The sequence below is a fragment of the Arthrobacter sp. Bi83 genome (assembly GCF_918698095.1).
GTDB lineage: Bacteria > Actinomycetota > Actinomycetes > Actinomycetales > Micrococcaceae > Arthrobacter.
The window spans coordinates 1-20,274 of sequence record NZ_CAKKLY010000044.1; the positions used below are offsets into that span (position 1 = coordinate 1).

Genomic DNA, 20,274 nt, shown 5'->3' on the forward strand with positions numbered 1-20,274 from the left:
CACTCAGACTTTGCCCTCCAGAATTCCCGCCGCCCACCCCGCGGCCGCACGTCTCCACCAGCATCACCCCCCAACAAATTTCAGATTCATCCAGCTCGATTCCCTGTCCGTAAACTTCCCCGTGAAGGAGAAGCTGTGTCCATTCCCAATACCGAAACAGTGACCGCAGAGGCTCAAGGCACCACCGGCCCCTCAGCCAACGGCAAGCCCGGCAAGGACGGCGTGCAACGGCGCACCAACGTCCGCTGGAAAATGTTCCTGCTCCTGCTCGTCCTGGTTTCCGTCAACTACATCGACCGGGGCTCCATCTCGGTAGCCCTGCCCATCATCCAAAAGGAGTTCAATCTCGCCCCTGAGCTTGTGGGCCTGCTGCTCTCCGCATTCTTCTGGACCTACGCCCTCATGCAGATCCCGGTCGGCCTGCTGATCGACAAGTTCGGTCCCCGCAAGGTGATGACCGCCTCCTGCGTTGGCTGGGGCGCCGCGACGGCAGCCTCGGGCATGGCCGGCGGCTTCCTGAGCATGTTCATCGCCCGCCTCGGCATCGGCATCACCGAAGCCGGCGTCATGCCGGCCGGCGGCAAGCTCAACGCCATCTGGATGCACAAGTCGGAGCGCGGCCGCGGTGCCACCATCCTGGACGCCGGTGCCCCGCTGGGTGCAGGCTTGGGCGGCATCCTCATCGCCGGCCTGATCGCCTCCACCGGCAGCTGGCGCAGTTCGTTCGTCATTGCCGGTGCCGCAACGGTCCTGATGGGCCTGGCCGTCTGGTGGTACGTCCGCGACAATCCGCGGCAGCACCGCGGCGTCAATGCCGCCGAAGCCGAGTACATCGAAGCCTCGCACGCTGCCGAGGATGCCGAAGCCGAGCTCGACGGCAGCAAGGGCAAGCGCGCCCTGCTGCCTTACCTGAAGTTCCGTTCCTTCTGGGCCATGTGCTTCGGCTGGCTCGGCTTCAACGGAGTGTTCTACGGCCTGCTGACCTGGGGCCCGCTCTACCTCGCCCAGGCCAAGGGCTTTGACTTGAAGACCATTGGCTGGTCCACGTTCGTGATCTTCGGGGCCGGCTTCGTGGGTGAAATCCTGGGCGGCACCATCGCGGACAAATGGCGGGCAACCGGCGCCTCGGCCAACCTCGTGATGCGCACACTCCTGGGCATCTCCAGTGTCGTGGTCATCGGCGGACTGGTAGGCGTCACGGTGGTCGCAGATCCCACGACGGCGGTTGTCCTGCTGTCCGTGGTCATGTTCTTCCTCCGCTGGGTGGGCCTCTTCTGGAGCATCCCCTCCATCCTGGGCGGCCGGACCAACGCCGGCGTGCTGGGCGGCGCCATGAACTTCAGCGGCAACATCTCCGGCTTCGTCACCCCGATCGCCGTGGGACTGATTGTCGGCGCCACCGGCTCCTACACCTGGGCACTGCTTTACTTCGTCGGATCCGCCATCATCATGGGCGTCTCCGTCCTCACCCTGAACTACAACAAGCGGCTTCCTGTCTAGGCCAGCCAGCCTAAGCTAGGCACCGCAGCACCTCCTCCCGCCGCCGGGAGCGCAACGTCACCCGAGAATCCGAATGGAGCACCATGCTTACCGCAGAAGAGACCCAGGACAAGGAACGCCCCCTCCGCGAGGCCGTCCGGGATACCCTCCGCACCCGGATTTTTGAAGGGCACTACGCTCCCGGCACGCGGCTGGTGGAACGCGATCTCGCCACAGAATTCAATGTGTCACGGCTCCCCGTCCGGGAAGCCCTGCGCATGCTCCGCATGGAAGGCCTCATCAGCGACCGCGGTGCCCGGGGCGCAGAAGTCAGCAGCCTCAGCTCCAAGGACGTCGAGGATCTGTTCGACGTCCGGGAGTCGCTCGAGGTGCTGGCCTGCCGGCTGGCAGCCGTCCGCGCCACCGGGGAGGACCTCGCCCGCCTCAAGGGCCTGCTCGATGAGGCGGAGCGCTGCCTCACCAAAGGTGCCGTGATGGAGGCGCACCGCGCCAACAGCGAATTCCATGACGCCATCACCGGCATCGCCGACAACAACTTCCTCAAATCGGCGCTGGAACCCCTCCAGGGCCGCATGCACTGGCTTTTCCGCCACGTCAGCGACCTGCCGGAACTGATCCAGGAACACCGGGAACTTTACGGTGCGATCGCCAGCGGCGACCCGGACCGGGCGGCTGCCCAGTCAGCGTCGCACATCGGCAAGTACCGCGAGCAGTTCCCCGAGGACTTCCAGAAAACCGAACCCACGCTGCATCGGAAGAAAAAATGAAACTGCTCGTCATCAACCCCAACATCAGCGACGACGTCACCGCCCTCATCGAGTCCGAGGCCCTGCGCTCCGCCTCGCCGGATACCGAGCTGGTGGTCCGCACCGCCGGGCGCGGCGTGGAGTACATCGAAACCCGCTTTGAGTCCCTGATAGCCGCCTGTGCCGTCGCCGAGATCATTGCCGAGCACGCCGGGGAAGTCGACGGCGTCGTGGTGGCCGCGTTCGGCGATCCCGGCATGCCGGCTCTGAAGGAACTCGCCGACGTGCCCGTCATCGGCATCACCGAGGCAGCCCTCTGCGCGGCCGCCCTGCAGGGGCACCGGTTCTCCATCATCGCCATTTCGGACCGGATCCGGCCGTGGTATCTGGACTGCGTGGAGCGCTTCGGCCTCGGGGGCCGGCTGGCATCCATCCGTTCCATCAATGAATCCCTGAACGCCATCGGCTCCGTGCAGCAGGACTTCAAGGAAACGCTGCTGGCACTCAGCCGGCAGGCCGTCGCAGCGGACGGGGCCGACGTCGTCATCCTGGCAGGTGCGCCGCTCGCCGGACTTGCCCGCGAACTCCGGGGGCAGATCCCCGTCCCCGTGGTGGACGGCATCTCCGCCGGCATCCGCATGGCGGAGGCCGTGGTGGGGCTCCAGTCCGGACACCACCGCGCCGGTGCCTTCGCACCGCCGCCCGTCAAGGCCCGCAGGGGGCTCTCGGAAAACCTCGACGCCGCCCTCACCACAGCGCAGAACGCCGCCCAGAGCACAGCCCACGCCGCCGCGGCCCCGTCCCACTAGTCCAACCGGCCCCACCAGCTTCCCCTACCGGCTTCGTCCCAAGGAGGACAAAGATGTCCCGCACTCCAGAACTCGTCATCGCCAACGGCACCGTGGTCAACAGCTTTGGCCGCCGGAACGCCCACATTGTCGTCCAGCACGGCAGGATCTCCCGGCTGGTCGATGCCTCCGAGCCCGCCCCCGCCGCTGCCCGCACCATCGACGCCACGGGCCGGCTCGTCATCCCCGGTGGCGTGGACGGCCACTGCCACGTGGCCCAGGTAACCGGACGCTTCCGGACCCTGGACGACTACCGCACCACCTCCACGGCAGCGCTGTGGGGCGGCACCACCACCATCATCGACTTCGGCATACCCCGCGACGCCCAGGAAACCCCGCTGGCAGCAGTGCTCAACAAGAAGGAGCTGGCGCGGGATTCCCGCTGCGACGTCGCCCTCCACGGCTCGGTGGTCAGCTGGGACGAGACGGTGCCGTGGCAGCTCGAACAGCTCGCCGCCAGGGGCGTCCGCTCGGTCAAGATGTACACCACCAACCGCGGCACCACCATGGCCGACGGGGACACCATCCTGAAAGTGATGCGCGAGATGGTCCGGCTGGACGGCCTCACCTACATCCACGCCGAACACGACCCCATCATCAGCGACTGCACGCAGCAGCATGCCGACGACGGCAGGATCGGCATCGAGCACCTGCACCGGACGCGCCCGGAGCTGGCCGAGGAAATCTCCGTCAAGGAAACGCTGGCCATGGCCGAATACACGGGCGCTCCCGTTTATTTCGTGCACCAGTCCACGCCCGGTGCCGTGGACCTGGTCAGCGAGGCCCGCGCCCGCGGCCGGGAGGCCTACTCGGAGACCTGCCCGCACTACCTCACCCTCGATGACTCCGTATACGGGGCGGCGTTTCCGGAGTGGTACGCCTGTTGCCCGCCGATTCGCTGCGCCGAAACCGTTGCCGCCCTGAAGGAACGGCTTGCCGCTGGCGCCATTCACACGGTCTCCTCGGACCATTCCTGCTACGACCTCTCCCAGAAGCGCGAGCGCACGGACGACATCCGTACCATGCCGCACGGCCTGCCCGGCGTGGAAACACGGATGCCCGTCACGTTCAGCGCGATGATGGAATCCGCCGGGAACACCGTGGAGGACTTCGTTGAGGTCTTCTCCGCCGGACCGGCCCGGATCAACGCCGTCCCCCGCAAGGGGACCATCGCCGAGGGCTTCGACGCCGATCTCGTGGTCTTCGATCCCGCCGAACAACGCACCGTCGATGGCGCTAACCTGCACATGGGCACGGACTTCTCCCCGTTCGACGGCGTGGCACTCACCGGCTGGCCCGCGGTGGTGGTGTCAGCCGGACGCGTGGTGGTGGACGGCGACGGCTTCCACGATCCGGGACCCGTAGGCCGCTTCGTGGCCCGCAACGGCTTCCGCGAACACACCGCGGCAGCACCGGAACCGACCCCCGCGACCCTCTCTGCAGCACAGTAGGAGCATCCATGCCGTCCACAACTCGTAAGACCCGCATCGGCATGATCGTGCCGTCCTCCAACACCTGCCTGGAGCCGCAGAGCTACCGCATCCTGGGCGACCGGGATGACGTCACCATCCACTTCACGCGTATTCCCGTCACGCGGATCGCCCTCGACGATTCCTCGGACAAGCAGTTCGATCCGGCCGTCATGCGCGAAGCGGCCCGGCTGCTCGCGACGGCGGACGTGGACGTCATCGCCTGGAACGGCACCTCGGGCTCGTGGCTGGGAGCCGGCCATGACCGTGAGCTCGTTCGGGAAATTGCCGATGCCACCGGCGTTCCGGCCACGACGTCCACACTCGCCTATCTCGAGGCGTTCCGGTCCTTCGGCACCGAGCGGATCGGGCTGTTCACGCCGTACACGGAGGACGTCAACCACGCCATCATGGCGTCCTACGAGCGGGACGGCATCAAGACCCTCGGCCACCGGGCCCTGGGCCTGAGCGACAACGAGTCCTTCGGGCGGGTCACCGACCAGGAAATGCGGCCGGGCTCGCTGGACCTGGCGGCAGCCGCACCGGACGCCCTTATCTACCTGTGCACCAACCTTTACGGCGCCAACATCGCGGCGGAGATCGAGGCGGAAACCGGCGTTCCGGTGCTGGACTCGGTGGCCGTGACCCTGTGGCACTGCCTCAAACTTGCCGGGTCCCCCTTGCTCGCACCAAGATGGGGCAGGCTGCTCGCGGACTGACCCCAGCCCGCTGGATTACAGCAGCCCGGACAAGGCAGACGGCGGCGGCCCGCCCACTGGGAGCGGCCCGCCGCCGTCGACATTTAACGCTGCGGCACGGCGCTGCCGTGCCGCAGCCACGCCGGGCGGGCTACATGCGGATCTTGAGTGCGCCGGGATCCAGCCTGATGGCCAGGTGCTTTCCGGCTCCCACGTGGTCACCGTCCAGCTGGAACTCCTGCTCGTGCTCCAGGGTCACCTCTGCGGACTTCCCCTGGAAGTACTCGGCCGATTCGGTCTCGTTCTTCCGCCGGCCAAAGATCCCGGCCGCCACGCCAAGCCAGCCGAGCCTGCCGCGGGGGGCAAGAATGAGCAGATCGAGGACACCGTCGTCGATCTTGGCCTCCGGAAAAATTTCGATTCCGCCCATGATCCGGCCGCAGTTGCCGATCATCACGCTGCGGATGCGGCGCTTGACCGGGTGTTTGCCGTCCACCTGAATGGTGGCCTTGACCGGCTTGCCGGGCAGCTTCCGGATTCCCGCCTCAACGTAGGCGAGCCAGCCCATGCGATCCTTGAGGACATCCACGGTGTCCGCCATGATCGCGGCGTCATAGCCCACGCCGGCCATCACCAGGAACACATTCTCGTCCTCGGAGTGGTCGAAGCTGCTCCTGACCACGTCCACGGTGCGTTCGGTGCCGTTCAGCACGTCGTACGCGGCTGCGACGGGGTCGCTGATGTCCACACCCATGTTGCGGGCCAGCAGATTCCCGGTCCCCAGGGGGATGAGCCCCAGCGGAGTGCCGGTTCCGGCGAGCACCTCGGCAACGCAGCGCACGGTTCCGTCGCCGCCGGCGGCGATGACGACGTCGACGCCCGCCTCCAGTGCCTCGCGCGCCTGCCCGACGCCGGGGTCCTCCTCCGTGGTTTCCAGCCAGAGCGGCTCCGCCCAGCCCTGCGTGTCACAGAGGCGGACCAGCGAGGCGCGGAGGTCGGAACCGACGGCCTTGACGGGGTTGATAACCACGGCTGCCCGTTGGGGTGAGGAGGCTTTGTTGGTTGTCATGGTGTCCTTCGACTTCAGTAAGGGCGGTTAGGCTGCGGAACTCAAATCGTAACCGCGTTGGCTGGAAATCCGCTGCAGCTGCCTACAGCGCTTTCACCGCCCCGAGCACCTTGGTAAGGGATTCCTTCGCGTCGCCGAACAGCAGCGTGGTCTGCGGCTCGTACATAAGATCGTTCTCGATCCCGGCGAATCCTGGCCGCAGTGAGCGCTTCAGGAAGACCACCTGCCGCGCGTCGGCGACTTCGAGGATGGGCATGCCATAGATCGGCGATCCGGAGGACGTCTTCGCGGCGGGGTTGACGACGTCGTTTGCGCCCACCACCAGCGCGACGTCGGCTGTCTTGAATTCGGAGTTGATCTCGCCCATCTCCTTAAGCGACTCATACGGCACATTGGCCTCGGCCAGCAGCACGTTCATGTGCCCGGGCATGCGCCCCGCCACCGGATGGATGGCGAAGTCCACCTTGATGCCGCGGGACTCCAGGGCCTGCGCCAGTTCGGCCGCGGTGTGCTGCCCCTGAGCCACGGCGAGGCCGTACCCGGGCACGATGATCACCCGCTGCGCGTAGCCCAGGAGCACCGCAACGTCCTCAGCGCTGGAGGAGCGCACGGGGCGGTCGCTCACCGCCGTCGACCCCGCCGTCGAACCTCCACGGAAGGCCCCGAACAGGATGCCGGCGACGCTGCGGCCCATGGCCGCCGCCATGGCCCGGGTGAGGATGGTGCCCGAGGCGCCCACCAGGGTGCCCGCCACCACCAGCAGCACGTTGCCCAGCACCAGGCCGGAGGCCGCGACCGCCAGGCCGGTGAAGGCGTTCAGCAGCGAGATCACAATGGGCACGTCCGCCCCGCCCACGGGCAGCACCAGCAGCACGCCGGCCAGCAGCCCCAGCAGCAGGAGCACCAGCGCGAGCGCCAGGGAACCGCCAAGAACCACCGCGACGGCGGCGCCCACCGCCAGGAGCAGCACGCCGCCCATGAGCACCGGCAGGCCCGGGAACACCACCGGGCGGGTGGTCATCAGCTCCTGCAATTTAGCGAACGTGATGCCGGAGCCCGCGAAGGACACGGCTCCGACCAGCAGGGTGAAGACGATGGCCAGGCGCACCCAGGGATCGTCGGCTTCCGGGAGCTCGAGCAAGGCCACGAGCGCGGCCGCGCCGCCACCCACGCCGTTGAAGAGCGCCACGAGCTGCGGCATCTGGGTCATCTTGACGCGCCGGGCCACCGGTGCGGCAACCCCGGATCCCACCGCGATGGCACCCAGGATCCACGGGACGTTGTCCAGCCTGGCGGAGAAGAAGACAGTCACGACGGCGATCAGGGCGCCGAATGCGCCGATGAGGTTGCCGCGGCGTGCGGTTCGCGGCGAGTTGAGGCCCTTGAGGGCCAGGATGAAGCACGCGGCCGCGGCAAGGTACAGCAGCCCGGTGAGGGTGGGGTCGAGGAGTGTCACCGGGCGCCGTCCTTGCTGTCGGACGCTTCCGACCGCGGCCGGTGGCCATCCGGCGGGACCGGCCTGCCACCGTTGCCCCTGCGGCCCCGGAACATCTCCAACATCCGGTCCGTCACCACGAAGCCGCCCACCAGGTTGGCGGTCGCGAGAACCACTGCGAGCAGGGCCACGGCCAGCACCCAGGGATGCGCGGCCTGGCCGGCGACGATGATGGCGCCCACGAGGATGATGCCGTGGATGGCGTTGGCGCCGGACATCAGCGGCGTGTGCAGGGTGCTGGAAACCTTGGAAACCACCTCGAAGCCCACGAAGACCGCCAGCACGGTGATCGTCAGCAGGCTGATGCCGTCCATCACACCACCCCCTCGTTCTCGGACGCCTTCTCGGCCTCGTCTTCCTGGCCGAGCGCCGCGAGTGCCTCTGCCGTCTGCGCATGCCGCACCACGCCGTCGTGCGTCAGGCAGGCACCGGCCACCACGTCGTCGTCGAAATCCGGGGCCACCGTGCCGTCGCAGGTCATCAGTGCCAGGAGGTTGGCCACGTTCTTCGCGTAGAGCCGCGAAGCGTCTGCGGGCATGGCGGACGGGGCGTCCTTCAGCCCTACGAGGGTGACGGCACCTCTTCCGTCGGCGGTCGGAATGTGCACGTCCCTGCCCGGCAGGGAGCCCTCCACGTTGCCGCCGGACTCCGCGGCGAGATCGACGACGACGGATCCCGCGCGCATGCCCTGCACCATCTCCCTGGTCACCAGGAGCGGTGCCCGCCTGCCGGGGATGGCCGCCGTCGTGATCAGCACGTCCGCTTCGGCGACATGCGGTGCCAGGAGCTGGCGCTGCAGCGCGCCGCGGTCCGCGCTGAGCTCCCGCGCGTAACCGCCGGACGCTTCGGCCGTTTCAAGGTCCAGTTTGATGAAGGTGCCGCCCATCGACGTCACCTCTTCCGCAGAGGAGGGTCTGATGTCGTTGGCCGAGACGCGCGCGCCGAGCCTCTTGGCCGTGCCGATGGCCTGCAGGCCGGCCACGCCGACGCCGAGGACCAGCACCCGCGCCGGCGGGACGGTTCCGGCCGCGGTCATGAAGAGGGGGAAGAACCGGGGCAACCGGATGGCCGCCTCGAGCACGCAGCGGTAGCCGGCCACGAGGGCCTGCGAGGACAGGGCGTCCATGGACTGGGCACGGGAGATCCGCGGCACGAGCTCCAGGGCGAACGAGGTGATGCCACCTTCGGACAGCGCCCGGACGGTGGCCAGCTCGGACGATGGCGAGGCCAGGCCCACGGTGACGGCCCCCCGGCGCAAGGCCGCCGCCGTCGGAGGCTCCAGCGGGTGGACATGGGCGTACACGTCGAGGTCCCCGATGTCGAGGTCCTGCACAATCTGGGCGCCCGCCTGGCGGTAGTCGTCGTCACCGTGCCCGGCGAAGACCCCCGCCCGGGACTCAACCAGCACCTCGAGGCCCAGTCCCGCCAGCTGCTTCACGGTCTCCGGCGTGGCGGCAACCCGCCGCTCGCCCTCCCGGCGTTCCCGCGCTATGCCCAGCTTCACCCGCCACTCCCCTTCCAACGGGTGCAGCGGCTCCCGCGTCGTGGGCTCTTCCCCTCGGGGCTCTTGCCTTGGGGCGGAACTCGCAAAGCGGCGCTGCTGCACGTAGTTGGCTAGAGTCTATGGCCCAGCGGCGCTGCGCGGCAGTAGCGGGGGCGTTACGGCTGGTGAACTCTTGGACCCGCCCGGGTCAGGCGTTCAGTGTCCGGTGGAGAAGTCCGAGGAAATCTTTTCCGCGGTGGCCACGATTTCCTTGCGCACGGAGTCCAGGAACGCCTCAGGGTCGGGCTGGGCCGCGACGGACTGGGCTTGGAGCGACACGTTGACCGCGGCCACGGCTTTGCTGCCGTGGTAGACCGGTGCGGCCACCGACATCAGGCCGAGTTCGAGCTCCTGGTCCAGCAGGCACCAGCCCTGGGCGCGCACGGTGTCCAGGACGGCCAGGAGGTCCTTCACGGTGCCGATGGCGCGGGGCGTGAGCGGCTTGATCTCGGCAGTCGACAGGTATTCCTTCAGCTGCTCGGGCGGGAGGGCGGCGAGGAGCACCCTGCCCATGGACGTGGCGTAGGCCGGGAAACGAGTGCCCACGGTGATGCCGATGTTCATGATCCGGCGCGTGGTGACGCGGGCGATGTACGCGATGTCCGTGCCGTCCAGCACCGCGGCCGAGGTGGATTCCCCCAGCTTGAGGGACAGCTCTTCGAGGTGCGGCTGGGCAAGCTGCGGAAGGGAGAGCCCGGAGAGGTAGGCGTACCCGAGCTGCAGCACCTGGGCCGTGAGCGCGAAGGTCTTGCCGTCGGTGCGGACGTAGCCGAGCTCCACGAGCGTGTGCAGGAAACGGCGGGCGGTGGCGCGGGTCAGGTCGGTGCGGGCGGCCACCTCGGTGAGGGTCATGACGGCGTGGTCGGTGTCGAACGAGCGGATCACGGCCAGGCCGCGCGCCAGCGACTGCACGTACTGGTCGCTGGCCGTGGGCGCAGCATCAGCTTTCGGCGTGCGGCGTGCCTTCGGTGCGGTCCCTGCTGCTGCGTCGGTCATGGTTATCTATCCTATTGGCGCGAACGAACACTTGCGGCCCCCTCCCCCTGGCGCGAACGGGGATGAGGGGGTCGGGTTTCGACCGGCTCAACCAGCGACGGCGGGGGCTGCTGTAAGGGGCACCGGCACCAGGGCCTGGAGTTCCTCGAGGGTGCAGCCGAAAGTTTCGCGGACGGTGACGCCGTCGGGTCCCGTGAGGAACACCGCCTTGTCGGTGTACACCCGGGTCACGCAGCCCACGCCGGTGAGCGGGTAGGTGCACGCCTCGACGATCTTGGATGCGCCGTCCCGGGTCAGGAGCGTCATCATCACGAACACGTCCTTGGCGCCGGTGGCCAGGTCCATCGCTCCGCCCACGGCAGGAATCGCGTCCGGGGCGCCGGTATGCCAGTTCGCGAGGTCACCGGTCGCCGAGACCTGGAACGCGCCCAGGACGCAGATGTCCAGGTGCCCGCCGCGCATGATCGCGAACGAGTCGGCGTGGTGGAAGTAGGACGCCCCGGGCTGTTCGGTGACGGGGATCTTGCCTGCATTGATGAGGTCGCCGTCGATCTGGTCGCCCTCGGCGACCGGGCCCATGCCCAGCATGCCGTTCTCGGTGTGGAGCGTGATGTTCTGCTCCGGCTGAAGGTAGTTGGAGACCAGGGTGGGCTGGCCGATTCCGAGGTTCACGAAGGAGCCGGGCTTGATGTCCCGTGCCACGAGGCGGGCGAGGTCGTCGCGGCCCAGGGGCGTCTCGCTGGTCTGAAGGGATGCTGTCTGGATGCTCATCTCAGGCCACCTGTTCTGTCTTGCCGGCGGCGGTGTTCACGCGGACAATGCTGTTGACGTAAATGCCGGGGGTCACGACGTTCTCCGGGTCCAGGCCGCCCGTGGGGACGATCTCGGAGACCTGGACGATCGTGTGCTTGGCCGCTGCGGCCATGATCGGGCCGAAGTTCCGTGCGGTCTTGCGGTACACCAGGTTTCCGACGCCGTCGGCCTTGAGTGCCTTGATGAGGGCGACGTCGGCGTGGATGGGGGTCTCGAAGACCTGGCCGCGGCCGTCGATGATCCGGGTTTCCTTGCCCTCGGCCAGCATGGTGCCGTAGCCGGTGGGCGTAAAGAAACCGCCGATGCCCGCGCCGGCGGCCCGGATGCGCTCGGCCAGGTTGCCCTGCGGCACCAGCTCCAGCTCAATCTCGCCAGCCTTGTACTTGGCGTCGAAGTGCCAGGAGTCGGACTGCCGCGGGAACGAGCAGATCATCTTGCGCACCCGCCCTTCCTTGATCAGCAGGGCCAGGCCCTGGTCGCCCTGGCCGGCGTTGTTGTTCACCACGGTCAGGTCAGTCGCGCCGCCCTCCAGCAGCGCGTCGATCAGTTCAAACGGCTGGCCGGCGTTGCCGAACCCGCCGATCATCACCGTGGAGCCGTCCTTGATGCCGGCAACGGCCTCGCCGACGGTGTCAATGAAATGCAGCATGGTCAGCCCTTAACTCCCGAAGTAACGTTCTCAAGCACCACGGCGAGGCCCTGCCCGACGCCGATGCAGATCGCAGCGACGCCCCAGCGCTCACCGGACGCTTGCAGGCTGCGGGCGAGCGTGCCGAGGATCCGGGCGCCGGAGGCGCCCAGCGGGTGGCCCATCGCAATGGCGCCGCCGTGCCGGTTCACCATCGAATGGTCGATGCCCCAGGCGTTGATGCACGCCAGGGACTGCGCGGCGAACGCTTCGTTAAGTTCGACGGCGCCCACCTGGCCCCAGCCGATGCCCGCCTTCTCGAGGGCCTTATTCGCCGCCTCCACCGGGGCGTAGCCGAAGTACTGCGGATCGTTGGCATGCGCGCCGCGGCCCGCGATCCGGGCCAAAGGCTCCATGTTCAGCAGCCCGGCGGCGTTCTCGGATCCGATCCAGGCCGCAGACGCGCCGTCGGACAGCGGGGACGCGTTCCCGGCGGTGACGGTGCCGTTCTCGGCGCGGAACACGGTCTTGAGCCCGGCGAGCTTCTCCACCGAGGACCCGGCACGGATGCCTTCGTCCCGGACCAGGTCCGTGCCCGGCACCGGCGCCACGAGGTTGTCATAGAACCCCTCGTCCCAGGCCGCAGCCGACAGGTTGTGGGAGTTCGCGGCGAACTCGTCCTGCTGCTCGCGGGTCACGCCGTACTTCTCGGCCAGCCGCTCGGTGGCCTCGCCCAGGGAAATGGTCCACTCCTTCGGCATCGCCTTGTTCACCAGGCGCCAGCCCAGCGTGGTGGACGCCAGGGTCATGTCGCCGGCCGGGTATGGTTTTTCGGTCTTGGGCAGCACCCAGGGTGCCCGGGACATGGATTCGGCGCCGCCGATGAGCATCAGCTCGGCGTCCCCTGCGTTGATCTGGCGGGAGGCGATGATCGCCGCATCCAGGGATGAGCCGCAGAGCCGGTTGACCGTGGTGCCCGGAATCGAGACCGGTAAACCGGCCAGCAGCGTGCCCATCCTGGCGATGTTGCGGTTCTCCTCACCGGCGCCGTTGGCGTTGCCGAAGACGACCTCGTCGATCCGCTCCACGTCGAGTTGCGGCGCGCGCTTTACGGACTCGCTGATCACATGCGCGGCAAGGTCATCCGGACGGACCCCGGCAAGGCCGGAGCCGAACTTACCGAAAGGGGTGCGTACGGCGTCGTACACAAAAGCCTGATTCATGCGTTGTCCATTTCTGTGTTGTCCATTGCTGCGTTGTCCATTGCTGCGTTGTCCATTGCTGCGTTGTCCATTGCATGGAAGACCTGCTGGGCGGTCTTGAAGGCGGTGTTGGCGGAGGGGACTCCGCAGTAGATGGCGGTCTGAAGCAGGATTTCCTTGATTTCGTCCCTGCTCAGGCCGTTGGTGATGGCGGCGCGGATGTGCATGGCCAGTTCTTCCCAGTGCCCGTGCGCCACCATGGCGGTGATGGTGACGGCGGAGCGCATCTGGCGCGGGAGGCCGGGACGGGTCCAGATCCCGCCCCACGCGATGCGGGTGATCATGTCCTGGAAGTCCTCGGTGAAGGAGTCCTTGTTGGCGTTGGCGCGGTCCACGTGCGCGGCGCCGAGCACCTCGCGCCGGACCACCATGCCGCCGTCGTAAATTTCCTGGCTGGTGGCGTCCGGCTGGACTACACCGTTGCGTTCTGGCCCGTTGCGTTCGGGGGCGTTGCGTTCGGGGGCGGTCACTTGGCTTCCCCCCGTGATTCGCTCCAGGTGATGAGGCTCCGGAGCAGCTCGGCAACGTGGGCGGGCGCCTCGGCCGGAGCCAGGTGCGCCACGCCTTCAAGGGTGACGGCCGAGGCCGTGCCGCCCCCTGCCGTAATTCCTGCCGCCACTTCTTCGGCCAACGCCGGCGTCGCCACACCGTCCTCGGCGCCCGCGACGGCCTGGGTGGGGACGGTGATGCTGCCGAGCTGGTCCCGGACGTCGAAGCGGGCCAGGGCCTCGCAGCAGAAAGCGTAGCTGAACCGGTCGGCGTCGCGGAGGGCGTGCAGGAGGCGGCTGCTGAGCTCCGGTTCGCGGTCCATGAACCCCGGGCCGAACCAGCGCTCGGCCGAACCCTGGATCATCACGGGAGTTCCCTGCGTCCTGACTGTTTCAGCACGTTCCAGCCAGCCCTCCGGTGTGCCGAGCTTGGCGCCCGAGCACTGCACGGACAGACTCTTGAGGCGGTCGCCGTGCTTGATGCCGAGCTGCAGGCCGGTGGCTCCGCCGAGGGAGACGCCTGCGTAGTGGAATCTCTCGCCGGGGGCGAGCCAGTCGACAAGCCCGACGACGGCGTCGGCGAGGTCCGCGACGCTGAACGTTTCCGACGCGGCAGGCGACACACCATGCCCGGGCAGATCCCAGGCCACGATGTCAAAGTCGCCGCCCAGCAGGGAGCCGGCCTGGGTCCAGAGCACCGAGGAGGTGCCGAGCGACGGCCCCACCACCAGGAGCGGTTTCCCGCCCAGAGCGCGCTGGGGCGAAAGCAGCACTGCCTTCACTGTTGGTCTAGCCACGGGAGTCTCCGTTTCGGTCTGTTTCGGTTGGGGTTGGCGCATAGTCGGGGAAGGCGGCCAGGATCCGGCGGGAAATTTCGGCGGCCTGGCCGAGGTAGCTCGCGGGGTCCAGCAGTTCGTCCAGCCTTGCGTCGGAGAGCCGGTCAGCCGGAACCGCTTCCCGAAGGAGCCGGCGGTACGTGGCGCCCTGTTCGGCGGCCGGCACCTCCAGGGTTCTGTCCACCACCGACTGAAGCTGCTGCTTTCCGTCACCACCGGCCCCGCCCTCACCCAGCAGGGGCGCCACTGCTGCGGACACGCCCTCGCTCAGGAGCAACGGCCCGGACAGGTCCAGGTTGCGGCGCATGCCCTCCGGGAAGACCTGCAGCCCTTCGGCCAGTTCGCGGACGTGACCGGCGGCCCCCAAGGCCAGGGCGAGCAGCCGGCGCAGGGCCGGCCATTCGGTGTGCCAGGCGCCGTCGGGGCGTTCGTCGTTGAAGGTGGCGGCGGCCAGGTGCAGCTGGGCGGCCAGGCCGGGAGCCTGGAGCGCTGCGCTGCGGACCAACACGGAGAGCACCGGGTTCTGCTTCTGAGGCATGGCCGAGGAGACGCCACGGCCGGGTGCCCGGGGTTCAGCCAGTTCAGCCACCTCGGGCCTGCTCAGGAACAGGACGTCCGCGGCGATCTTGCCCAGCGCGTCCACCACCGCGGCCAGGGAATCCCCCAGCGCGGTGACGGTGAACCGGTTGGTGTGCCACGGTGCCGGTGTTCGGGCGAGACCCAGCTGCGCGGCCAGGTCGTCCGCGAGGCCAAAGGGGTCCGTGGCCGAGCCCACGGTCAGCACGGTGCCGGCGGCCAGCGTTCCCGCAGCGCCGCCGGTCTGCACCGGCAGCTCGAGTGCCTCGAGCCGGCGTGCGGCGGCGGCCAGCCCGTGGAACCACTGCGCAGCCTTCAGCCCGAACGTGAACGGCAGTGAATGCTGCGTCAGGCTCCTGCCGACGCACAGCGTGTCCGTGTGCTGTCGGGCCAGGCGGGCGAGCGCCGTCGTCGTGCCCTTCACGTCTGCGAGCAGGGCCGAAACGGTGTTCCGGGCCAGCAACATGAGGGCGGTGTCCAGCACGTCCTGGCTGGTCAGTGACGTGTGCACGGCGCGGGCAGCACCCACGTTGCTCGTATCCAGGGCTATGACCTGCGCGCGGAAATCCGCCAGCAGCGGGATCACCGGGTTGCCGCCGCCCTGCGCCCGGCGGGAAATATCGGCAAGATCGTAGCGGGACGCGTCGGCCGCATGGGCTACTACGGCCGCTGAGCCGGCCGGAACGAGATCGGCCTTCTCCAGCACGGCGGCCCAGCCGGCCTCGACGGCGAGGATCGCCGCCAAGAACGCACGGTCACCGGTCAGTGCCGCCACCAGGGGCGACGCCGACACGGGACTGAGCAGCCCGACGTCACCGTCGGTGCCGGCTGGCTGGGGAGTGGTCACTGGGCGGCACCCTCGGTTCCGGTTCCCTCGAAGTCGAGGAAGACGGTTTCGCCCTCGCCCTGGAGACGGATGTCCCAGGTGAGTCCGCCGTCGGCGTCGCGGCGGGCAATCAGCGTCTTGCGGCGCTCGGGGTCCAGTGAGGACAGCAGCGGGTCCTTCGCCAGTGCTTCCTCGTTCTCCGGCAGGTAAACGCGCGTGAAGAGGCGGTTCATCAGGCCGCGGGCAAAGATGGCGACCGAGATGAAGGCGGCTGCGCCGGGCTCCGTAGGGCCGGGGTTGACCGTGGTGAAGGTGTACACGCCGGAGTTGCCCACGGCGCTGCGGCCGAAGCCGGTGAAGGTGTAGCCGTCGCGGACCAGCGACCCGGTGCGGCGGACAATGTTGCCGTCGGAATCCGGCTGCCAGATCTCGAGGATGGCGTCGGGAATGGCGTGCCCGGCGCCGTCGTACACGGTGCCCTGGAGGCGGACGGACCCCGGCGAGCCGGGAGCCAGCAGCTCGCGGTCCTTGTCGTAGGGCAGCGCGTAGCCGTAGAAGGGGCCCACGGTCTGGCCGGGTGTTGCGGTGAGTTTACTCATGGTCGTCTCCGTCTGCTCCGAGGGCCTCGTTTTCGGTCCAGGTCCGCTTGGAACCGGTCAGGACGATGTCCCAGTTGTAGCCCAGGGCCCATTCGGGCTGGGTAAGGTCGTGGTCGTAGTCGGCCACGAGCCGGTCACGGGCGTCCTGGTCAACGATCGACTGGTAGATCGGGTCGAGCGGGAAGAGCTGGTCCCCCGGGAAGTACATCTGGGTGACGATCCGCTGGGTGAACTCCGTGCCGAACAGGGAGAAGTGGATGTGCGCGGGCCGCCAGGCATTGAGGTGGTTCTTCCACGGGTAGGCGCCGGGCTTGATGGTGGTGAACCGGTAGGAGCCGTCCGGGCCGGTGATGCAGCGGCCCACACCGGTGAAGTTTGGGTCCAGGGGCGCCGGATGCTGGTCGCGCTTGTGGATGTAGCGGCCGGAGGAGTTGGCCTGCCAGATCTCCACAAGCTGGCCGGCCACGGGACGGCCGTCGCCGTCCAGCACGCGGCCGGCAACGATGATGCGTTCGCCCTGGGGCTCGCCGTTATGCTGGATGGTGAGATCCGATTCCAGGGCGTGCACGTCCTGGTGCCCGAACGCCGGGGAGTACAGCTCGATGGTCTCCGGGTCTGCGTGGTGCAGGCTCTTGGTGGGGTGGCGAAGGATGCTGCTGCGGTACGGGGCGAAGTCCAGCCGCGGCTGGGTTTCCCTCTTCGCACCGCCCTTCACTGCCTCGGCGTAGGCCTCTCCGAGTGCCTTGATCTCCGCGCTGAGGTCCTGCTGGGTTTCCACGAAGGGTGCAGGCGTCTGGGCGGCAGTCTGGGGCGCAGCAGTCTGGGGCGCAGCGGGCACTGCGTCGGACAGGTCCTCGGTGAGCGCATCGGCGTTGTACGTCTCAAGGTTCAGGTCTTCAGGCACAGCAGCCTCCTTTCAGTAGGTGATGGTGTTGGTTGGGCTGGTCAGTTGGTGCAGGTGGTCATACTGGACGGCGTGGCGTACCGGAGCATTGGGCGCCCCGTAGCCGTCGTAGTTGCCGCGGCGTTCCACCATTTCGAAGAACACGCTGCCCACGGTGGCGGTGTAGAAGTGCAGGAACTCGCCGTCCGCGTCGCGGTCGTAGAGCAGGTTGAGCTCCTGAAGCGTGGCCAGGAACGCCGGATCAAGCCCGAAGCGGGCGTCCAGGTCCTCGTAGTAGTTCGCCGGGATCTGCAGGAAGTCCAATCCCCTCTCCTGCGCCGCCCGGGCGGTGGCCACGAGGTCGTCCACGGCGAACGCGATGTGCTCCTGGTAGGTCTTCCGCTGGCCCGTAACCGACGCGCCGGCGCCCGTTTCGGAGGCCCCATCCTGCTGGATGACCGGTGCCAGATTCAGCACCAGCCGCACGGCGCGGTCGGAGGTCTGCATGACCTGGGAGCGGACCAGTCCGCTGGGGCTGGCCACCTCCGCGTACGGCTGCGGTTCCAGGGCCAGGGCGCTGGTGTAGAAGAGGACGGCCTCGTCGAAGTGCTGCCATGGCTGCGCGAGGTTCACGTGGTCGATCACCGCATTCCGCGCACCGGAGGGGACTTCCAGCCCCCCGACGGACCCGCGGGTCTCGCCAAATTCGTTGATCCAGGCGGCGATGCCGTCCGGGCTGCCCTGGCACAGGAAGATCTCGGTGGAGTCCGGGGCCGCGAAGCCCTGGAACACCTCTTCGTCGGCCTGGCTCTTGCGCGGCACTGCGGGCGCCTTGAGTTGCTGGGCGCGGGCCGAGGCAATGACCGGGGAGTCGACGTCGAACCCGACGGCGGCGATGGCCGGCGCGCCCGAGCCCACGGCACCGGGGGCCTGTTCGTTGATGATCACCCGGGCGTGGCCCATGGTCCACAGCTGGACGTCCTTGGTGCGGTGGCGGCCGTTAAACTCGAAACCGAGCTGCCCCAGGACGGTTTCCAGTGCGGCGGTGTCCGCGGCCTTGACCTCGGCGAAGTTGAAGCCGGCCGGTTCGGCCACCTGCGGGAGCGTGGCCAGTTCCATGGGGTAACGACGGCGGCCGGCAGCTTTGGCGCCCGCCCCGCCACTGGCGGTTCCGGCCCCGTTAAGAGCGGATGCCGCGTTGGCATCCAGCCACTTGGCGCTCTGCTCCTCCAGCCAAATCAGCGAGCGCATGGCGTCCACGGCGGTGCGCTCGACGTCAGACTGGCGGAACACGTCATTGAACACCTCGAGCGACACCGGTCCGGTGTAGCCGGCGCGGACCACGTGGCCCATGAACTTGGCGAGCTCGAACTGTCCTTCTCCCGGGAACACGCGGTAGTGGCGGCTCCAGGACAGCACGTCCAAGGAGAGCTTGGGGGCGTCCGCCACCTGGACGAAGAAGATCTTGTCCGGGTCGAAGTCCTCGATGGGCGCGGTGTCCCAGTCGCGGGACAGGATATGGAAGGAGTCCAGGCATGTGCCGAGGTTGGGGTGGTCCACCATCTCCACCAGGCGGTGCGCGTGCTCGTAGTCATTGACGTACTTGCCCCAGGCGAGCGCCTCGTAGGCCACCTTGACGCCGTGGTCGCCGGCAAGGGCGGCGAGGTCGGCCAGTTGCCCGGCGCGGAGGCCGTCGTCGTCGATCGTGGCTGTGGCCACGTTGGAGCAGACCAGGATGGTGTCCATGCCCAGCCGGGACATCAGCCCGAACTTGGCGTCGGCCCGGCGGAGGTTAGCGGAAAGCAGGTCCTCGGTGACGCTGTCGAAATCGCGGAACGGCTGGTAAAGGTCCAGTGTGAGGCCGAGGTCCGCGGCCATCTTGCGGACGTCCTCCGGGCTCAGCGGTGAGGTGACCAGGTCCTGTTCGAAGATTTCTATGCCGTCGAAGCCCGCAATGGCGCAGGCCTGCATCTTTTCCTTCAGGGTGCCGGAGAGGCACACGGTGGCGATGCCGGTGCGCATCAGACGGCCACCTCTTCCGCCGCGATGAGTTCCAGGAAGTGGGCGCGCATGCGCTCGGCGTCGGCTTCCAGGCCGGTGAAGATCCGGAAGGCGTCCGCGGCCTGGCCCACGGCCATGCGGCCGCCGTCGAGCACTTCGCAGCCCTTGGCACGGGCCTCGCGGACCAGTTCGGTCTCGATGGGGCGGTATACGATGTCCGCCACCCAGTGGCGCGGTTCCACGAGGGCCATGTCCAGGGGCGTGCCGGGGTGGGCTGCCATGCCCACTGGGGTGCAGTGCACCAGGCCGTCGGCCGAAGGCATGAGCTGCGGCAGCTCCGACGTCGTGCGTCCCGTGATGGTGCGGTCGGGGAAGAAGCCGGACAGCTCGGCGGCGCGTTCGGCGCTCCGCGCCGGGTCCATGTCCACGAGGTCCAGCGTCTGCACGCCGGCGGTGAGCAGGGCGTAGGCGACGGCGGACCCGGCACCGCCCGCTCCCAGCTGAACTACGCGGTCCAGCTTGGCGTCCGGGAGCCCGGAGGCCAGGGCGGCGGCAAAGCCGGAGAAGTCGGTGTTGTGGCCGATGAAGCGGCCGTCCTGGATCACCACGGTGTTCACGGCGCCAAGCTTTTCGGCGTCGGGTGCGATCTCGTCCAGGTGCTCCAGGACCAGCTGCTTGCACGGGTGGGTGATGTTCAGCCCGTTGAAGCCCAGCCGGTAGGCGCTCTGCAGCAGGTCACCGATGGACGTGGCGGGAAGGTCCAGCTCGCGGAGGTCTATGGGGCGGTAGAGGTAGCGGAGCCCTTGGACATCGCCTTCGCGCTCATGCATGTGGGGGGAAAGTGACGGCATCACGCCATCGCCGACCAGTCCCACGAGGTAGGACTCAGTTCGATTGCTCATGCGTGCGGCTCCTTTGACTGCGGCACACGGCCGGCTGGGGCACTCGGGCGCCTGCCGCTGGCCAGGTGATAGGGATTACAGTACAACAAAAGTTCA

The 20,274-nt window shown here is 68.2% G+C and carries 20 protein-coding genes; 5 read left to right on the forward strand and 15 right to left on the reverse strand.

Annotated elements, in window-relative coordinates:
- Positions 1-135 precede the first annotated feature (135 nt).
- The 5 genes from LQ144_RS17630 to LQ144_RS17650 all read left to right on the forward strand — a co-directional run bounded on the left by LQ144_RS17630 (position 136) and on the right by LQ144_RS17650 (position 5,282).
- Positions 136-1,500, forward strand: coding sequence for an MFS transporter (locus tag LQ144_RS17630; protein ID WP_230120002.1), 1,365 nt, complete (start codon positions 136-138; stop codon positions 1,498-1,500).
- 83 nt (positions 1,501-1,583) lie between these two features.
- On the forward strand, positions 1,584-2,267 hold the full coding sequence (locus LQ144_RS17635; protein ID WP_230120003.1) for a GntR family transcriptional regulator: 684 nt from the start codon (positions 1,584-1,586) through the stop codon (positions 2,265-2,267).
- The gene (locus LQ144_RS17640; protein ID WP_230120004.1) at positions 2,264-3,055 is read left to right on the forward strand and encodes an aspartate/glutamate racemase family protein; all 792 of its coding nucleotides are present in this window, start codon (positions 2,264-2,266) and stop codon (positions 3,053-3,055) included. The genes LQ144_RS17635 and LQ144_RS17640 overlap by 4 nt, the downstream gene beginning before the upstream one ends.
- A gap of 53 nt (positions 3,056-3,108) precedes the next feature.
- Positions 3,109-4,545: an amidohydrolase family protein gene (locus LQ144_RS17645; RefSeq protein ID WP_230120005.1), complete on the forward strand. Its 1,437-nt coding sequence runs from the start codon at positions 3,109-3,111 to the stop codon at positions 4,543-4,545.
- A gap of 8 nt (positions 4,546-4,553) precedes the next feature.
- Entirely contained in the window at positions 4,554-5,282 is a 729-nt protein-coding gene (locus LQ144_RS17650) for an aspartate/glutamate racemase family protein (RefSeq protein ID WP_230120006.1), read from the forward strand.
- Between the two features lie 130 nt (positions 5,283-5,412).
- On the opposite strand, the gene LQ144_RS17655 is transcribed toward LQ144_RS17650, so the two are convergent.
- From LQ144_RS17655 to LQ144_RS17725, 15 genes are all read right to left on the reverse strand, one after another.
- Complete coding sequence (locus tag LQ144_RS17655; RefSeq protein ID WP_230120007.1) at positions 5,413-6,330, reverse strand: diacylglycerol kinase family protein; 918 nt, start codon at positions 6,328-6,330, stop codon at positions 5,413-5,415.
- 82 nt (positions 6,331-6,412) lie between these two features.
- Positions 6,413-7,786: an NAD(P)(+) transhydrogenase (Re/Si-specific) subunit beta gene (locus tag LQ144_RS17660; RefSeq protein WP_230120008.1), complete on the reverse strand. Its 1,374-nt coding sequence runs from the start codon at positions 7,784-7,786 to the stop codon at positions 6,413-6,415.
- On the reverse strand, positions 7,783-8,139 hold the full coding sequence (locus LQ144_RS17665; protein WP_230120009.1) for an NAD(P) transhydrogenase subunit alpha: 357 nt from the start codon (positions 8,137-8,139) through the stop codon (positions 7,783-7,785). The genes LQ144_RS17660 and LQ144_RS17665 overlap by 4 nt, the downstream gene beginning before the upstream one ends.
- A complete protein-coding gene (locus tag LQ144_RS17670; protein ID WP_230120010.1) occupies positions 8,139-9,329 on the reverse strand; it encodes a Re/Si-specific NAD(P)(+) transhydrogenase subunit alpha in 1,191 nt (396 codons plus the stop codon). The genes LQ144_RS17665 and LQ144_RS17670 overlap by 1 nt, the downstream gene beginning before the upstream one ends.
- Before the next feature lie 195 nt (positions 9,330-9,524).
- Positions 9,525-10,364: an IclR family transcriptional regulator C-terminal domain-containing protein gene (locus LQ144_RS17675; RefSeq protein WP_230120011.1), complete on the reverse strand. Its 840-nt coding sequence runs from the start codon at positions 10,362-10,364 to the stop codon at positions 9,525-9,527.
- Positions 10,365-10,451: 87 nt separating this feature from the next.
- Positions 10,452-11,135, reverse strand: coding sequence for a 3-oxoacid CoA-transferase subunit B (locus LQ144_RS17680; RefSeq protein ID WP_230120012.1), 684 nt, complete (start codon positions 11,133-11,135; stop codon positions 10,452-10,454).
- Position 11,136: 1 nt separating this feature from the next.
- Positions 11,137-11,826 (reverse strand): 3-oxoacid CoA-transferase subunit A, encoded by a 690-nt coding sequence (locus tag LQ144_RS17685; protein ID WP_230120013.1) that lies wholly within the window; start codon positions 11,824-11,826, stop codon positions 11,137-11,139.
- 2 nt (positions 11,827-11,828) lie between these two features.
- Positions 11,829-13,028 (reverse strand): thiolase family protein, encoded by a 1,200-nt coding sequence (locus LQ144_RS17690; RefSeq protein ID WP_230120014.1) that lies wholly within the window; start codon positions 13,026-13,028, stop codon positions 11,829-11,831.
- Positions 13,025-13,537, reverse strand: a complete 513-nt coding sequence (gene pcaC / locus LQ144_RS17695) for a 4-carboxymuconolactone decarboxylase (RefSeq protein ID WP_230120015.1) — start codon at positions 13,535-13,537, stop codon at positions 13,025-13,027. Before pcaC ends, LQ144_RS17690 begins: the two co-directional genes overlap by 4 nt.
- Complete coding sequence (locus tag LQ144_RS17700; protein ID WP_230120016.1) at positions 13,534-14,352, reverse strand: alpha/beta fold hydrolase; 819 nt, start codon at positions 14,350-14,352, stop codon at positions 13,534-13,536. The genes pcaC and LQ144_RS17700 overlap by 4 nt, the downstream gene beginning before the upstream one ends.
- Positions 14,345-15,814, reverse strand: coding sequence for a lyase family protein (locus LQ144_RS17705; protein WP_230120017.1), 1,470 nt, complete (start codon positions 15,812-15,814; stop codon positions 14,345-14,347). The genes LQ144_RS17700 and LQ144_RS17705 overlap by 8 nt, the downstream gene beginning before the upstream one ends.
- Positions 15,811-16,392, reverse strand: a complete 582-nt coding sequence (gene pcaG / locus LQ144_RS17710; protein WP_230120018.1) for a protocatechuate 3,4-dioxygenase subunit alpha — start codon at positions 16,390-16,392, stop codon at positions 15,811-15,813. The genes LQ144_RS17705 and pcaG overlap by 4 nt, the downstream gene beginning before the upstream one ends.
- Positions 16,385-17,230: a protocatechuate 3,4-dioxygenase subunit beta gene (gene pcaH / locus LQ144_RS17715; protein WP_230120041.1), complete on the reverse strand. Its 846-nt coding sequence runs from the start codon at positions 17,228-17,230 to the stop codon at positions 16,385-16,387. Before pcaH ends, pcaG begins: the two co-directional genes overlap by 8 nt.
- 78 nt (positions 17,231-17,308) lie before the next feature.
- Positions 17,309-19,297: a sugar phosphate isomerase/epimerase and 4-hydroxyphenylpyruvate domain-containing protein gene (locus LQ144_RS17720; RefSeq protein ID WP_230120019.1), complete on the reverse strand. Its 1,989-nt coding sequence runs from the start codon at positions 19,295-19,297 to the stop codon at positions 17,309-17,311.
- Positions 19,297-20,178 (reverse strand): shikimate dehydrogenase, encoded by an 882-nt coding sequence (locus LQ144_RS17725; RefSeq protein ID WP_230120020.1) that lies wholly within the window; start codon positions 20,176-20,178, stop codon positions 19,297-19,299. The genes LQ144_RS17720 and LQ144_RS17725 overlap by 1 nt, the downstream gene beginning before the upstream one ends.
- Between the last annotated feature and the right edge of the window lie 96 nt (positions 20,179-20,274).

Excerpts from the sequence above, each read along its gene's own strand:
- LQ144_RS17635 (WP_230120003.1), top strand. The coding sequence starts at position 1,584 with ATGCTTACCGCAGAAGAGACCCAGGACAAGGAACGCCCCCTCCGCGAG.
- LQ144_RS17640 (WP_230120004.1), top strand. The coding sequence starts at position 2,264 with ATGAAACTGCTCGTCATCAACCCCAACATCAGCGACGACGTCACCGCC.
- LQ144_RS17645 (WP_230120005.1), top strand. The coding sequence starts at position 3,109 with ATGTCCCGCACTCCAGAACTCGTCATCGCCAACGGCACCGTGGTCAAC.
- LQ144_RS17650 (WP_230120006.1), top strand. The coding sequence starts at position 4,554 with ATGCCGTCCACAACTCGTAAGACCCGCATCGGCATGATCGTGCCGTCC.
- LQ144_RS17655 (WP_230120007.1), bottom strand. The coding sequence starts at position 6,330 with ATGACAACCAACAAAGCCTCCTCACCCCAACGGGCAGCCGTGGTTATC.
- LQ144_RS17665 (WP_230120009.1), bottom strand. The coding sequence starts at position 8,139 with ATGGACGGCATCAGCCTGCTGACGATCACCGTGCTGGCGGTCTTCGTG.
- LQ144_RS17675 (WP_230120011.1), bottom strand. The coding sequence starts at position 10,364 with ATGACCGACGCAGCAGCAGGGACCGCACCGAAGGCACGCCGCACGCCG.
- LQ144_RS17680 (WP_230120012.1), bottom strand. The coding sequence starts at position 11,135 with ATGAGCATCCAGACAGCATCCCTTCAGACCAGCGAGACGCCCCTGGGC.
- LQ144_RS17685 (WP_230120013.1), bottom strand. The coding sequence starts at position 11,826 with ATGCTGCATTTCATTGACACCGTCGGCGAGGCCGTTGCCGGCATCAAG.
- LQ144_RS17690 (WP_230120014.1), bottom strand. The coding sequence starts at position 13,028 with ATGAATCAGGCTTTTGTGTACGACGCCGTACGCACCCCTTTCGGTAAG.
- pcaG (WP_230120018.1), bottom strand. The coding sequence starts at position 16,392 with ATGAGTAAACTCACCGCAACACCCGGCCAGACCGTGGGCCCCTTCTAC.
- LQ144_RS17720 (WP_230120019.1), bottom strand. The coding sequence starts at position 19,297 with ATGCGCACCGGCATCGCCACCGTGTGCCTCTCCGGCACCCTGAAGGAA.
- LQ144_RS17725 (WP_230120020.1), bottom strand. The coding sequence starts at position 20,178 with ATGAGCAATCGAACTGAGTCCTACCTCGTGGGACTGGTCGGCGATGGC.